This window comes from Pantoea sp. DY-5, assembly GCF_019795955.1.
In the GTDB taxonomy this organism is placed as follows: Bacteria; Pseudomonadota; Gammaproteobacteria; order Enterobacterales; family Enterobacteriaceae; genus Pantoea; species Pantoea leporis.
This window is the reverse complement of the sequence record NZ_JAIMIE010000003.1, coordinates 154,280-168,979: the sequence shown is the minus strand read 5'-3', so window position 1 is coordinate 168,979 and position 14,700 is coordinate 154,280. Positions and strand designations below refer to the sequence as shown.

11 protein-coding genes are annotated in these 14,700 nt (G+C 54.7%); 10 read left to right on the top strand and 1 reads right to left on the bottom strand.

All coding sequences use genetic code 11. From position 1 onward, the window contains the following. Positions 1–161: 161 nt before the first annotated feature. Together nhaA and nhaR are read left to right on the top strand one after the other, a co-directional pair. Positions 162–1,340 carry a Na+/H+ antiporter NhaA gene (gene nhaA / locus K5Y30_RS11830; protein WP_101762151.1) on the top strand — a complete coding sequence of 393 codons (1,179 nt, stop codon included), beginning with the start codon at positions 162–164 and terminating at the stop codon, positions 1,338–1,340. Positions 1,341–1,374: 34 nt separating this feature from the next. Further along, on the top strand, positions 1,375–2,277 hold the full coding sequence (nhaR, locus tag K5Y30_RS11825; protein WP_176970737.1) for a transcriptional activator NhaR: 903 nt from the start codon (positions 1,375–1,377) through the stop codon (positions 2,275–2,277). Positions 2,278–2,330: 53 nt separating this feature from the next. On the opposite strand, the gene rpsT is transcribed toward nhaR, so the two are convergent. Beyond that, entirely contained in the window at positions 2,331–2,594 is a 264-nt protein-coding gene (gene rpsT / locus K5Y30_RS11820) for a 30S ribosomal protein S20 (RefSeq protein WP_036619798.1), read from the bottom strand. Positions 2,595–2,912: 318 nt separating this feature from the next. Between rpsT and ribF the strand changes: the two genes are divergently transcribed. The 8 genes from ribF to carB all read left to right on the top strand — a co-directional run bounded on the left by ribF (position 2,913) and on the right by carB (position 14,505). Beyond that, on the top strand, positions 2,913–3,851 hold the full coding sequence (ribF, locus tag K5Y30_RS11815) for a bifunctional riboflavin kinase/FAD synthetase (RefSeq protein ID WP_101762149.1): 939 nt from the start codon (positions 2,913–2,915) through the stop codon (positions 3,849–3,851). A gap of 27 nt (positions 3,852–3,878) precedes the next feature. Beyond that, entirely contained in the window at positions 3,879–6,698 is a 2,820-nt protein-coding gene (ileS, locus tag K5Y30_RS11810; RefSeq protein ID WP_222211522.1) for an isoleucine--tRNA ligase, read from the top strand. Further along, entirely contained in the window at positions 6,698–7,204 is a 507-nt protein-coding gene (lspA, locus tag K5Y30_RS11805; RefSeq protein ID WP_101762147.1) for a signal peptidase II, read from the top strand. Before ileS ends, lspA begins: the two co-directional genes overlap by 1 nt. 3 nt (positions 7,205–7,207) lie before the next feature. Next, a complete protein-coding gene (gene fkpB, locus K5Y30_RS11800; protein WP_101762146.1) occupies positions 7,208–7,678 on the top strand; it encodes an FKBP-type peptidyl-prolyl cis-trans isomerase in 471 nt (156 codons plus the stop codon). Next, positions 7,659–8,612, top strand: a complete 954-nt coding sequence (gene ispH / locus K5Y30_RS11795) for a 4-hydroxy-3-methylbut-2-enyl diphosphate reductase (RefSeq protein ID WP_222211520.1) — start codon at positions 7,659–7,661, stop codon at positions 8,610–8,612. Before fkpB ends, ispH begins: the two co-directional genes overlap by 20 nt. A gap of 221 nt (positions 8,613–8,833) precedes the next feature. Then, on the top strand, positions 8,834–9,649 hold the full coding sequence (gene dapB / locus K5Y30_RS11790) for a 4-hydroxy-tetrahydrodipicolinate reductase (protein WP_222211518.1): 816 nt from the start codon (positions 8,834–8,836) through the stop codon (positions 9,647–9,649). A 469-nt stretch (positions 9,650–10,118) separates the two neighbouring features. Then, the gene (gene carA / locus K5Y30_RS11785) at positions 10,119–11,267 is read left to right on the top strand and encodes a glutamine-hydrolyzing carbamoyl-phosphate synthase small subunit (protein ID WP_222211517.1); all 1,149 of its coding nucleotides are present in this window, start codon (positions 10,119–10,121) and stop codon (positions 11,265–11,267) included. 13 nt (positions 11,268–11,280) lie between these two features. Next, entirely contained in the window at positions 11,281–14,505 is a 3,225-nt protein-coding gene (carB, locus tag K5Y30_RS11780; RefSeq protein ID WP_101762143.1) for a carbamoyl-phosphate synthase large subunit, read from the top strand. The last annotated feature ends 195 nt before the right edge of the window (positions 14,506–14,700 follow it).

The window sequence follows — 14,700 nt, the reverse complement described above, 5'->3', positions numbered from 1 at the left end:
CGCTCCTGATATAAGCTCAATCTGCCTGGCGTGAGATAAAAGCAGAAACCCTTTCGTAATGCATCGGTATTATCGAGTCGTTAACGAGACATAAGCTGCTTTTAACGAGGTGTTTGAGTCGCTACACTTCTCAGCCTAAATGTCTCTACTCAGGAGGAGTTGTGAACAAACCCCGTTCTCTTCGAAGCTTACTGAAAAGCTTTATTGCCAGTGATGCCAGCAACGGCATGGTGCTGATTCTGGCGGCCGTCGCGGCAATGATTTTGGCTAACAGCGCGGAAACCGCTCAAGCTTATCAATCGTTTCTCGCCGAACCGGTGCAGATTCGCTTCGGTGCATTAGACATCAGCAAAAACCTGCTGCTGTGGATCAACGATGCCATGATGGCGCTGTTTTTCCTGTTAATTGGTTTGGAAGTGAAACGTGAACTGATCACCGGTGAACTCGCCAGCCGCGATCGCGCCATTTTCCCGGTGATTGCGGCAATTGGCGGCATGGTTATGCCGGGACTGATTTTCCTGATGCTTAATCATGGCGATCCTATTGCACGTAACGGCTGGGCAATTCCTACTGCTACTGATATCGCCTTTGCTTTGGGCGTGCTGGCACTGTTGGGCAGCCGCGTGCCAACCGCGCTGAAAGTGTTCCTGATGGCGCTGGCGATTATTGATGATCTCGGCGCTATCGTGATTATCGCGCTGTTCTACACCAGCGATCTCTCCGTGCTGTCGCTGAGCGTAGCGGCAGGTGCGATTGTGCTGCTGGCGATTCTCAATCGTTGCGGCGTGCGTAACATTGCCATCTATATGTTAGTCGGCATTGTGCTGTGGACGGCGGTGCTTAAATCGGGTGTGCACGCAACGTTAGCAGGCGTGATTGTTGGCTTCTTCGTGCCGCTGGAAGAGAAGAACGGCCATTCTCCAGCCGAGCATTTGGCGCATGGTTTAATGCCGTGGGTAAACTGGCTGATTCTGCCGCTGTTCGCTTTTGCCAACGCCGGCATTTCGCTGAGCGGCATTACCTTTATGGATACGCTGTCGCCAGAGCCGCTGGGCATCATTCTCGGCTTGCTGATTGGTAAACCGTTGGGTATCACGCTGTTCTGCTGGCTGGCGGTGAAGTGGCGGCTGGCGGTGTTGCCGGCGGGCACCACGATACGCGATATCATGGCGATTGGTGTGCTGTGCGGTATCGGCTTCACCATGTCAATCTTTATCAGTTCGCTGGCGTTTGATGCCGCCCATGAGCAACTGGTGACCTTCTCCAAGCTGGGGATTCTCAGTGGCTCGCTGCTCTCAGCGGTGATTGGTTACACGCTGCTGCGCATCAAATTGCGTTAAAAGAGGAAGGGGGCGAAAGCCTCCTTTTTTGCCGATGAATCAGCTCAACTTTAATCATCTCTACTATTTCTGGCAGGTGTGTAAAACTGGTTCGGTGGTGCGCGCGGCGGATGTGCTGTGCCTGGCGCCACAGACGGTCACTGGCCAGATTAAATCGCTGGAAGAGCAACTCGGCGGCGTGCTGTTTCGTCGTCAGGGGCGCGGTTTAGTGCCGACGGAGCTTGGTCAGCTGGTGTTCCGCTATGCCGACCGCATGTTCATGCTGAGCCAGGAGATGCTCGATATCGTTAACTACCGCAAAGAGTCGCATCTGCTGTTTGATGTTGGCGTGGCGGATGCGCTATCTAAGCAACTGGTGAGCAAGGTGCTGGAGGCTGCGGTGGTGGCTGAAGAGCGAATCCATCTGCGCTGCTTTGAATCGACGCACGAGATGCTGCTGGAACAGCTAAGCCAGCACAAGCTGGATATGATCCTTTCCGATTGCCCGATTGATTCGACTCAGCAGGAAGGGCTGTTTTCGGTCAAGCTGGGCGAGTGTCCGATCAGCTTCTGGTGCAACACGCCGTTACCGACTTTGCCGTTTCCTGCCTGCCTGGAAGAGCGGCGTTTGCTGATTCCGGGCCGTCGCTCGATGCTGGGTCGCAAACTGCTGAACTGGATTCACAGCCAGGGATTGCAGGTGGAGATTCTGGGCGAGTTTGATGATGCGGCATTAATGAAAGCTTTTGGTGCGCTGAACAACGCGATATTTGTGGCTCCGACGCTGTATGGCGACGAGATTTATCGGGATGACGCCATCAAAGAGATTGGGCGGTTGGATGCGGTAATGGAGGAGTATCACGTGATCTTTGCCGAACGGATGATTCAACATCCGGCGGTACAGCGGATCTGTCATCGCGACTTTAGTGCGCTGTTTACCACTGAATCGCAGGCATAAAAAAACCGGCTAAGCGCCGGTTCTTTTTTACAAAGCGATTAACAGACGGGCGATTAAGCCAGTTTGTTGATCTGAGCAGTCAGGTTTGCTTTATGACGTGCAGCTTTGTTTTTGTGGATCAGACCTTTAGCAGCCTGACGGTCCACGAGTGGTTGCATTTCGTTGAATGCGTTCTGCGCAGCAGCTTTGTCGCCTGTTGCGATAGCCGCGTATACTTTCTTGATGAAAGTACGCATCATTGAACGGTTGCTTGCGTTATGCTTGCGACGTTTCTCAGATGTTACGGCGCGTTTCTTAGCTGATTTGATATTAGCCAAGGTCCAACTCCCAAATGTGATCTATATGGACAAATCAAAGGCCGAGGACTATGCCTTTTGCGCCTTCTTATGTCAATGGATTTGTGCAAATAAGCGTCGTTTTAAAAACAACACTCGATTACGTAATTGATGGCGCAGGATTCTACCAGCAACGCGGCGTTGAATACAGTATTTCGCAGCAAAAATCTTCAGATCCTTGCTAAGCAACTGGCCACGCGTGGAATAAGCCGCGCCAGAAGCAGGAAAGGCACGTATACGGGTTAACCTAAACGCCATTCAAGGGTATAATCCGCCGATTTCCACCGGTTTGAGTCAGCCATGAAGTTTATCCGCGGTATTTATAATCTGAAAGAGCAGCATCGCGGCTGCGTCCTGACCATTGGCAATTTCGACGGCGTACATCGCGGCCACCAGGCTTTGATGGCGCAACTGATTGCCGAAGGACGAAAACGCAATCTGCCGGTGGTGGTGATGGTATTTGAGCCACAACCGCTTGAGCTGTTTGCCGGCGATAAAGCCCCGGCGCGCCTTACGCGTTTGCGTGAAAAGCTGAAGTACCTCGAACAAGCGGGTGTTGATGCCGTACTCTGCGTACGTTTTGATCGTCGCTTCGCTGCGCATTCGGCGCAGAGTTTTATTTCCGAATTGCTGGTGGACAAGCTGAACGTCAAGTTCCTTGCCGTCGGCGATGATTTCCGCTTCGGCGCTGGTCGCCAGGGGGATTTCCTGTTATTACAGAAAGCCGGTGCGGAGTATGGCTTTGAGGTTATCAGCACCCAGACTTATTGTGACAGCGGCAAGCGCATCAGCAGTACCGCCGTTCGTCAGGCGCTGGCGCAGGATGATTTTGCGCAAGCCGAAGCGCTGCTTGGCCATCCGTTCAGCATCTCAGGCCGCGTAGTGCACGGCGATGCACTCGGGCGCACTATCGGTTTCCCAACGGCTAATCTCCCTTTGCGTCGCACCGTTACGCCGGTTAAAGGCGTGTTTGCGGTGGCAGTGTTGGGCCTTGGCGATCAGCCGCTGCCCGGCGTGGCCAATATTGGTACGCGCCCAACGGTAAAAGGTTTACGTCAGCAGCTTGAAGTTCATCTGCTCGACACACATATGAATCTCTATGGGCGTCACATTGAAGTGGTGCTGAAACAGAAGATTCGCGATGAACAGCGTTTCGCTTCGCTGGACGCGCTGAAAGAACAAATTGCGAAAGATGTGGTGACAGCCCGCCAATTCTTTGGGCTAAAAACACCGGTTTAATGACCGAAATACGGAATCGAGAATCTGATGAGTGACTATAAATCTACCCTGAATTTGCCGGAAACGGGGTTCCCGATGCGTGGCGATCTGGCCAAGCGTGAACCGGGAATGCTGCAACGTTGGTATGATGACAACCTGTACGGCATCATCCGCGAAGCCAAAAAAGGGAAAAAAACCTTTATTTTGCATGATGGCCCTCCTTATGCGAACGGCAGCATTCATATTGGTCACTCAGTTAACAAGATTCTGAAAGACATTATCGTTAAGTCGAAAGGCATGGCGGGCTACGACTCGCCGTACGTTCCAGGTTGGGACTGCCACGGCTTGCCGATTGAGCACAAAGTTGAGCAGATGATTGGTAAGCCGGGCGAGAAAGTGAGCGCGGCTGAATTCCGTGCCGCTTGCCGCCAATACGCGGCGGAGCAGGTTGAAGGCCAGAAAAATGACTTCATCCGTCTCGGCGTGCTCGGTGACTGGGATCGTCCTTATCTGACGATGAACTTCCAGACCGAAGCCAACATCATTCGTGCGCTGGGTAAAATCATCGGCAACGGCCATCTGCACAAAGGCGCGAAGCCGGTGCACTGGTGCATGGATTGCCGCTCGGCGCTGGCTGAAGCGGAAGTTGAGTATTACGACAAAACCTCGCCATCCATCGACGTGATGTTCAATGCCGTTGATGCCGATGCGGTGCGCGCGAAGTTTGGCGTCGCCGCGTCAGAAGGCCCGGTTTCACTGGTGATCTGGACCACCACGCCGTGGACCATGCCAGCCAACCGCGGTATCTCGCTGCATCCGGAATTTGAATACCAGCTGCTGCAGATCGACGGTCGCAGCCTGATTCTCGCCAAAGAGATGGTTGAGAGCGTGATGAAGCGCGCGGGCATCAGCGACTGGACTGTGCTGGGCGAATGCAACGGCGCGGCGCTGGAGCTGCAGCTGTTCCAGCATCCGTTCCTCGAGCAGATCCAATCGAAAGTGGTTCTGGGTGAGCACGTGACGCTGGAAGCCGGTACCGGTGCGGTACACACCGCGCCGGGCCACGGCCCGGATGACTATGTTATCGGTCAGAAATACGGTCTGGAAACCGCCAATCCGGTGGGTCCGGATGGCGCGTATCTGCCAGGCACCTACCCTACGCTTGATGGCGTAAACGTCTTTAAAGCCAACGACATGATCGTTGAGCTGCTGAAAGAGAAGGGCGCGCTGCTGCACGTTGAGAAACTGCTGCACAGCTACCCGCACTGCTGGCGCCATAAAACGCCAATCATCTTCCGTGCCACGCCACAATGGTTCATCAGCATGGATCAGAAAGGCCTGCGTGCGCAGTCGCTGAAAGAGATCAAAGGCGTGCAATGGATCCCGGATTGGGGCCAGGCGCGTATCGAAGCGATGGTAGCGAACCGTCCGGACTGGTGTATCTCACGTCAGCGTACGTGGGGTGTGCCGATGGCGCTGTTCGTGCATAAAGAGAGCGAGCAGCTGCATCCGGATACGCTGGAGCTGATGGAGAAAGTCGCGAAACGGGTTGAGCAGGACGGCATCCAGGCGTGGTGGGATCTCGATCCGCGCGACCTGATGGGCGACGACGCTGACCACTACGTCAAAGTGCCAGACACCTTAGACGTCTGGTTCGACTCTGGATCTACCAGCTACTCAGTGGTGGATGCGCGTCCTGAATTCGGCGGCCATACGCCAGATATGTACCTGGAAGGTTCGGATCAGCATCGCGGCTGGTTCATGTCTTCACTGATGATCTCCACGGCGATGAAAGGCAAAGCGCCTTATCGTCAGGTACTGACGCACGGTTTCACCGTGGATGGTCAGGGCCGCAAGATGTCGAAATCGATCGGCAACACCGTGGCGCCGCAGGATGTGATGGATAAGCTGGGCGCGGATATTTTGCGTCTGTGGGTCGCTTCTACCGATTATTCCGGTGAGATGGCGGTCTCCGACGAAATCCTGAAGCGTGCCGCAGACAGCTATCGTCGTATCCGTAACACCGCGCGTTTCCTGCTGGCTAACCTTGCTGGCTTCAACCCGGCGACAGATTGCGTCAAGCCGGAAGAGATGGTGGTGGTGGATCGCTGGGCAGTTGGCCGTGCGCTGGCAGCGCAGCAGGATATCGTGCACTCCTACGAAAACTACGATTTCCACGAAGTGGTGCAGCGTCTGATGCACTTCTGCTCGATCGAAATGGGCTCGTTCTATCTCGATGTGATCAAAGATCGTCAGTACACCGCGAAAGGCGACAGCCTGGCGCGTCGCAGCTGCCAAACCGCGTTGTGGCACATCGTTGAAGCGCTGGTGCGCTGGATGGCGCCAATCATGTCCTTCACCGCAGACGAAATCTGGGGCTACCTGCCGGGCGAGCGCGCGAAATATGTGTTCACCGAAGAGTGGTATCAGGATCTGTTTGGTCTGGCGGATAACGAAACGCTGAACGACGCCTACTGGGATGACCTGCTGAAAGTCCGTGGCGAAGTGAACAAGGTGATTGAGCAAGCGCGTAGCGACAAACGCATCGGTGGCGCGCTGGAAGCGACGGTTACGCTGTATGCGGATGCCGAGCTGGCCGCCAAGCTGCAGGCGCTGGGCGATGAGCTGCGTTTCGTGCTGTTAACTTCAGGCGCGACCGTGGCGGATTACGCCACTGCCAGCGATGAAGCGCAGCAGAGCGAGCTGTTCAAAGGTCTGAAAATCGCGCTGCACAAAGCAGAAGGCGAGAAATGTCCGCGCTGCTGGCATTACACTACTGACGTTGGCCAGAATCCGGAGCATGCTGCGGTGTGTGGTCGTTGCTACACCAACGTCGCTGGCAATGGCGAACAGCGGAAATTTGCCTGATGAGTAAAGCGCTATCTTCAACCGGTTTGCGCTGGCTTTGGCTGGTGCTGGTGGTGATCGCCATCGATTTTGGCAGCAAGATGTGGGTCATCAACAACATGATGCTGCATGAAACGCAGCCGCTGATGCCGTTCCTGAACCTGTTCTACGCACATAATTATGGCGCGGCGTTCAGCTTCCTGGCCGACAAAGGCGGCTGGCAGCGCTGGTTCTTCGCCGGCATCGCCATTGCTATCGTGGTGGCGCTGTTGGTGATGATGTATCGCAACGCTGCCAGCAACAAATTAACCAATATTGCCTACGCGCTGATTATCGGCGGGGCGTTGGGTAACCTGTTTGACCGTTCATATCACGGCTTTGTGGTCGATTTTATCGACTTTTATGTCGGTGACTGGCACTTCGCGACCTTTAACATCGCCGACTGTGCCATCTGCATCGGCGCGGCGCTGGTGGTGCTGGAAGGTTTTCTCAGCCCGAACGGCAAACCGGCTAAACAGAAAGGGTAACTGATGACAGACTTAGTTCAGCGCGATAGCGCGTTGCTGGTGCATTTTACGCTGAAGCTGGAGGATGGCTCGACGGCCGAATCCACGCGCGCCAACGGCAAACCTGCGCTGTTCCGTCTGGGTGATGGCAGCCTGTCGGGTGCGCTGGAACAGCAGCTACTCGGGCGTAAAGTGGGCGACAAGCACGCATTTACGCTGGAGCCGGAAGATGCATTTGGCGGCACCAGCCCGGACCTGGTTCAGTACTTCTCACGTCGTGACTTTAACGATGCGGGCGAGCCGGAAGTCGGTGCCATCATGCTGTTCAGCGGCCGCGGCGGCAGCGAAATGCCTGGCGTGATCCGTGAAGTGTCCGGTGACTCGATCACCGTAGACTTCAACCATCCGCTGGCGGGCCAGCGCATTCAGTTTGACATTGAAGTGCTGGAGATTGATCCGGCGCTGGAGGCCAACGATGCAAATCCTGTTAGCTAACCCACGCGGTTTCTGCGCAGGCGTTGATCGCGCCATCAGCATCGTTGAGCGCGCGCTGGAGATGTACGGCGCGCCCATCTACGTGCGTCACGAAGTGGTGCATAACCGCTACGTCGTCAGCAGCCTGCGCGAGCGCGGGGCGATCTTTATTGAAGAGATCGCTGAAGTGCCGGATAACGCTATTTTGATCTTCTCCGCACACGGCGTATCGCAAGCGGTTCGCGCCGAAGCCAAAGCACGTAACCTCACCATGCTGTTTGATGCGACCTGTCCGCTGGTGACCAAAGTGCATATGGAAGTGGCGCGCGCCAGCCGTAAAGGTGTTGAAGCTATTCTTATTGGTCACGCGGGGCATCCGGAAGTGGAAGGCACCATGGGCCAGTACAGCAATCCCAACGGCGGCATGTATCTGGTGGAATCGCCGGAAGATGTGTTCAAGCTGAACGTCAAAGATGAGAGCAACCTGTGCTTTATGACGCAGACCACGCTGTCAGTTGATGATACCTCGGACGTGATTGATGCGCTGCGTCAGCGCTTCCCGGCGATTATCGGCCCACGTAAAGATGACATCTGCTACGCCACCACCAACCGTCAGGAAGCAGTTCGCGTGCTGGCGCGTGATGCGGAAGTGGTGCTGGTCGTGGGTTCAAAAAACTCCTCTAACTCCAATCGTCTGGCCGAACTGGCGCAGCGTGCTGGTAAGCTAGCGAAGCTGATTGATACGGCTGATGACATTCAGGAAGAGTGGGTCAAAGACAAGCAGATCATCGGCGTCACGGCGGGCGCTTCTGCCCCTGATATTCTGGTGCAGCAGGTGATTCAGCGTCTGCGTGAGCTCGGCGGTGAAGCAGCGATTGAGCTGATTGGCCGCGAAGAGAACATCGTGTTTGAAGTACCGAAAGAGCTGCGCGTAGAAGTGCGTAACGTGCAGTAAGTGGTTTACACCGCAGTAAAATCAGGCCGACATTGTTCGGCCTTTTCTTTGCCTGTCGCTGTAGAAAATCCTACTTCCAGCATGCGGGATTGCTTTTACTGATAATGTTTCGCGGCTGGCATAAAATTCTTATATCCCTTTATTATTGTGGCGTGACTGTTATCTGACCGTTAACCTGTTTACGCTTTACATGCATAGATTTGTATCAGGAATGAATAATTATGAGTGAAATCCGCATTGCTATCGTTGGTGCGCCGGGTCGCATGGGACGCAATTTGATTCAGGCCGTACAGCAGGCGGAAGGTGTTGCGCTAGGCGCAGCACTGGCGCGTAGCGGTTCGTCATTGCTGGGCGTAGATGCTGGCGAACTGGCGGGCATCGGCAAAACGGGCGTGATCGTCTCTGACGACCTGCAAAAGGTGGTTAACGACTTCGATGTCCTGATCGATTTCACCCGTCCGGAAGGCACGCTGGAGTATCTGGCGTTTTGTCGACAGCACAACAAAGCGATGGTGATCGGTACCACCGGTTTTGATGAAGCAGGCAAAGCGGCGATTCGCGCGGCCGCCGAAGAGATAGGCATCGTGTTTGCCGCCAACTTCAGCGTGGGCGTCAATCTGGTGCTGAATCTGCTGCAACAGGCGGCGAAGGTGATGGGCGACTACGCGGACATTGAAATTGTAGAAGCGCACCATCGTCACAAAGTTGATGCACCATCAGGCACTGCGCTGGCGATGGGCGAAGCGATTGCCGATGCCATGAAGTGGAATCTGGATGAACACGCGGTGTATGCCCGTGAAGGTCATACCGGTGAGCGTAAAGCGCAAACCATCGGATTTGCTACCGTGCGCGCTGGTGATATCGTCGGTGAACACACCGCGATGTTTGCAGATATTGGTGAGCGCGTAGAGATTAGCCACAAGGCTTCCAGCCGCATGACCTTTGCAAATGGTGCAGTTAAAGCGGCAAGCTGGTTAAAGAACAAGAAATCTGGCCTTTACGACATGCGTGATGTGCTGGATTTATCGATGTTGTGAGTGTTGTGAACCATCGTGATGTGGTTATTTCAATCGGTAAGACCTTGATTGACGAGGGCAATGTGATCATTGCCCTTTATTTTATCTGTAAATGAACATTTTGCTATATTATTGGTTCGAAGTGCTTATTTGTCGAAGTTTATGAGTGATTATCAGGCTTGCGATGGCTAATTTTGACCGTTTGGTCAAAAATTTATGCGCGCCAGCACCAGTTTGCCATTATCGCCGTCAGGCAACCGATTATTTTTCCGAGTTATCTCACTCTTTTATCGCCTTTCACCGTTTTTAACATTCAGTTGCCCGAAATATACAAAAAAATAACCACATGTTGTAGACAAGGTGCGGGGCGATCATTAGAATGCGCGCAATTTGCCAAAATTCGAGTACTCAGGCGGGTTTTGCATTGATTCTGGTACTGCTTTTGAATTAATATGCAAATATTGTGACTGTTTATTCCCTGGAGGATGTTTTGATTAAGTCAGCGCTCTTGGTTCTGGAAGACGGAACCCAATTCCACGGTCGGGCCATCGGGGCTACGGGGTCGGCAGTGGGGGAAGTTGTTTTCAACACTTCAATGACCGGTTATCAAGAAATCCTCACTGATCCTTCCTATTCCCGCCAAATCGTTACCCTCACTTATCCCCATATCGGCAATGTTGGCGTTAACGCCGCCGATGAAGAATCCAGCCAAATCCATGCTCAAGGCCTCGTTATTCGCGATCTGCCGCTGATTACCAGCAACTTCCGCAGCGAAGAAAGTCTGGCAGCTTACCTGCAGCGCAATAACATCGTTGGCATCGCCGATATCGACACGCGCAAACTGACCCGTTTGCTGCGCGAGAAGGGTGCACAGAGCGGCTGCATTATTGCGGGTGATAATCCGGATGCCGCACTGGCGCTGCAGAAAGCGCAGGCGTTCCCGGGCTTGAAAGGCATGGATCTGGCGAAAGAAGTGACCACCGCGGAAACCTACGCGTGGCAGCAAGGTAGCTGGACACTGGAAGGTGACCTGCCGGAGCAGAAAACGTCGGAAGAGCTGCCGTTCCATGTGGTGGCGTACGATTACGGCGCTAAGCGCAACATCCTGCGTATGCTGGTGGATCGCGGCTGCCGCCTGACGGTCGTGCCGGCGCAAACTCCAGCGGAAGAGGTTCTGGCACTTAATCCAGACGGTATTTTTCTGTCGAACGGTCCTGGCGACCCGGAGCCATGCGACTATGCCATTAACGCCATTCAGGCATTCCTGAAAACCGATGTTCCGGTATTCGGTATCTGCCTTGGGCACCAGCTGTTAGCGCTGGCGAGCGGTGCCAAAACCATCAAGATGAAACTCGGCCACCACGGCGGCAACCATCCGGTGAAAGATCTTGATAACAACACCGTGATGATCACCGCACAGAACCACGGTTTTGCGGTTGATGACAGCCAATTACCGGCCAATCTGCGCGTGACGCATGTGTCGCTGTTCGACCAAACCGTGCAGGGCATTCATCGTACTGACAAACCGGCCTTCAGCTTCCAGGGACACCCGGAAGCGAGCCCAGGCCCGCACGATGCGGCGCCACTGTTCGATCACTTTATCGAATTGATCAAAGCATACCGTTCTAACGCGAAGTAATCAGGAGCCCACGATGCCAAAACGTACAGACATAAAATCCATCCTGATTCTTGGTGCTGGCCCGATCGTTATCGGCCAGGCATGTGAATTTGACTACTCCGGTGCGCAGGCGTGTAAAGCGCTGCGTGAAGAGGGCTACCGCGTCATTCTGGTGAACTCGAACCCGGCAACCATTATGACCGACCCGGAAATGGCCGATGCGACCTACATCGAGCCGATTCACTGGGAAGTGGTACGCAAGATTATCGAAAAAGAGCGCCCGGATGCGGTGCTGCCAACCATGGGCGGCCAGACAGCGCTGAACTGTGCGCTGGAGCTGGAGCGTCAGGGCGTGCTGGCTGAGTTCGGCGTCACCATGATTGGTGCAACTGCCGATGCCATCGATAAAGCTGAAGATCGTCGTCGCTTCGACGTGGCGATGAAGAGCATTGGTCTGGGCACCGCACGTTCCGGTATCGCGCATACCATGGAAGAAGCGCTGGCGGTGGCTGAAGACGTTGGCTTCCCGTGCATCATCCGCCCTTCCTTTACGATGGGCGGCACCGGCGGCGGTATCGCCTATAACCGCGAAGAGTTCGAAGAGATTTGCGAACGCGGTCTGGACTTGTCGCCAACCAATGAGCTGCTGATTGATGAGTCGCTGATTGGCTGGAAAGAGTACGAGATGGAAGTGGTACGTGATAAAAACGACAACTGCATCATCGTCTGCTCGATCGAAAACTTCGATGCAATGGGCATCCACACCGGTGACTCTATCACCGTGGCGCCCGCGCAAACTCTGACCGACAAAGAGTATCAAATCATGCGTAACGCCTCGCTGGCGGTACTGCGTGAAATCGGTGTCGAAACCGGTGGTTCGAACGTCCAGTTCTCGGTGAATCCGAAAGATGGCCGTATGATCGTCATCGAAATGAACCCGCGCGTATCGCGTTCGTCAGCGCTGGCTTCAAAAGCGACCGGCTTCCCGATTGCCAAAGTGGCGGCGAAACTGGCGGTGGGCTTTACCCTTGATGAGCTGATGAACGACATCACCGGCGGCTTAACGCCTGCGTCGTTCGAACCCTCTATCGACTACGTCGTTACCAAGATTCCTCGCTTCAATTTCGAGAAGTTCGCCGGTGCCAACGATCGTCTGACCACGCAGATGAAATCGGTCGGTGAAGTGATGGCGATTGGCCGCACCTTCCAGGAATCGATGCAGAAAGCGCTGCGCGGTCTGGAAGTCGGTGCCAACGGTTTCGACCCGAAAGTCAGCCTCGACGATCCAGAAGCGTTAACGCGCATTCGCCGCGAACTGAAAGATGCCGGTTCTGACCGTATCTGGTACATCGCCGATGCGTTCCGCGCCGGCATGTCAGTTGATGGTGTGTTCAACCTCACCAACATTGATCGCTGGTTCCTGGTGCAGATTGAAGAGCTGGTGCGTCTGGAAGAGCAGGTTGAACGCGAAGGTGTGAACTCGCTGAACGCGGAGTTCCTGCGCGCGCTGAAGCGTAAAGGCTTTGCTGATGTCCGTCTGGCCGCGCTGGCGGGCGTATCTGAAGGCGAAATCCGTAAGCTGCGTCAGCAATTTAACCTGCATCCGGTTTATAAACGCGTTGATACCTGCGCGGCTGAATTCGCCACCGACACCGCCTATATGTACTCAACCTACGAGGAAGAGTGCGAAGCCAATCCAAACCAGGATCGTGAAAAAATCATGATTCTGGGCGGCGGTCCAAACCGTATCGGCCAGGGCATTGAGTTCGATTACTGCTGCGTGCATGCGGCGCTGGCGCTGCGTGAAGACGGTTACGAGACCATCATGGTCAACTGTAACCCGGAAACCGTCTCAACCGACTACGACACCTCGGATCGCCTCTACTTCGAGCCGGTCACGCTGGAAGATGTGCTGGAAATCGTGCGTATCGAGAAGCCGAAAGGCGTCATCGTACAGTACGGCGGCCAGACGCCGCTGAAACTGGCACGCGCGCTGGAAGCGGCTGGCGTGCCGGTGATTGGTACCAGCCCGGACTCGATTGACCGTGCAGAAGACCGTGAGCGTTTCCAGCAGGCGGTTGATCGCCTGAGCCTGAAGCAGCCGGCTAACGCCACCGTTGCCACGCTGGAACAGGCCGTTGAGAAAGCGGCTGGGATCGGTTATCCGCTGGTGGTGCGTCCTTCTTATGTGCTGGGCGGCCGTGCGATGGAGATTGTTTACGACGAAATCGACCTGAAGCGTTACTTCCAGACGGCGGTGTCGGTCTCTAACGATGCGCCAGTGCTGCTGGATCGCTTCCTCGATGATGCGGTTGAGGTGGATGTTGATGCGATTTGCGACGGCGAGCGCGTACTGATTGGCGGCATCATGGAGCACATCGAGCAGGCGGGCGTGCACTCCGGTGACTCCGCATGTTCACTGCCGGCCTACACGCTGAGCACTGAAATCCAGAACGTGATGCGTCAGCAGGTGGAAAAACTGGCCTTCGAGCTGAACGTACGTGGCCTGATGAACGTGCAGTTCGCGGTGAAGGACAATGAAGTTTACCTGATTGAGGTCAACCCACGTGCCGCGCGTACCGTGCCGTTCGTGTCGAAAGCCACTGGCGTGGCGCTGGCGAAGGTTGCCGCGCGCGTGATGGCAGGTAAAACGCTGGCTGAACAGGGCGTCACCAAAGAAGTAATTCCACCGTATTACTCGGTGAAAGAAGTGGTGCTGCCGTTCAACAAGTTCCCAGGCGTTGACCCAATCCTCGGCCCAGAGATGCGCTCTACCGGTGAAGTGATGGGCGTCGGCCGCACCTTCGCTGAAGCCTTCGCCAAAGCGATGCTGGGTGCGCAGAGCAACATGAAGAAAACCGGTCGCGCGTTGCTGTCAGTGCGTGAAGGCGATAAGAAACGTATCGTCGACCTGGCGGCAAAACTGCAGAAGTTTGGTTTCGAGCTGGATGCGACACACGGTACCGCTGTGGTGCTGGGCGAAGCGGGCATCAATCCACGTCTGGTAAACAAGGTGCATGAAGGTCGTCCGCACATTCAGGATCGCCTGAAGAATGGCGAATATACCTACATCGTCAACACCACGGCGGGACGTCAGGCGATTGAAGACTCCAAGCTGATTCGTCGTAGTGCGCTGCAGTACAAAGTGCATTACGACACCACGCTGAACGGCGGTTTTGCCACAGCGATGGCGCTGAACGCAGATCCAACGGAGCAGGTAATTTCGGTGCAGGAAATGCACGCGCAAATTAAAGGCTGATTCCAATTGGCTACCCATTAACGGCTCCTGCGGGGGCCGTTTTTTTATCCTTTTACCAATGCCCGCATTTCCTTATCTGTAAAAATCCTATTGATTTGACATATGTTTTATCAGTTGATGCGGAAAGCGTTACACCTCGGAATATCCGCACAAAATTATAAATAAGATCCCAGTTAGCGCACCGTACTATTTCGC

Coding starts and splice junctions, on each gene's coding strand:
- fkpB (WP_101762146.1), top strand. CDS start 7,208: ATGACAGACTTAGTTCAGCGCGATAGCGCGTTGCTGGTGCATTTTACG.
- lspA (WP_101762147.1), top strand. CDS start 6,698: ATGAGTAAAGCGCTATCTTCAACCGGTTTGCGCTGGCTTTGGCTGGTG.
- ileS (WP_222211522.1), top strand. CDS start 3,879: ATGAGTGACTATAAATCTACCCTGAATTTGCCGGAAACGGGGTTCCCG.
- dapB (WP_222211518.1), top strand. CDS start 8,834: ATGAGTGAAATCCGCATTGCTATCGTTGGTGCGCCGGGTCGCATGGGA.
- nhaR (WP_176970737.1), top strand. CDS start 1,375: ATGAATCAGCTCAACTTTAATCATCTCTACTATTTCTGGCAGGTGTGT.
- ribF (WP_101762149.1), top strand. CDS start 2,913: ATGAAGTTTATCCGCGGTATTTATAATCTGAAAGAGCAGCATCGCGGC.
- ispH (WP_222211520.1), top strand. CDS start 7,659: ATGCAAATCCTGTTAGCTAACCCACGCGGTTTCTGCGCAGGCGTTGAT.
- carB (WP_101762143.1), top strand. CDS start 11,281: ATGCCAAAACGTACAGACATAAAATCCATCCTGATTCTTGGTGCTGGC.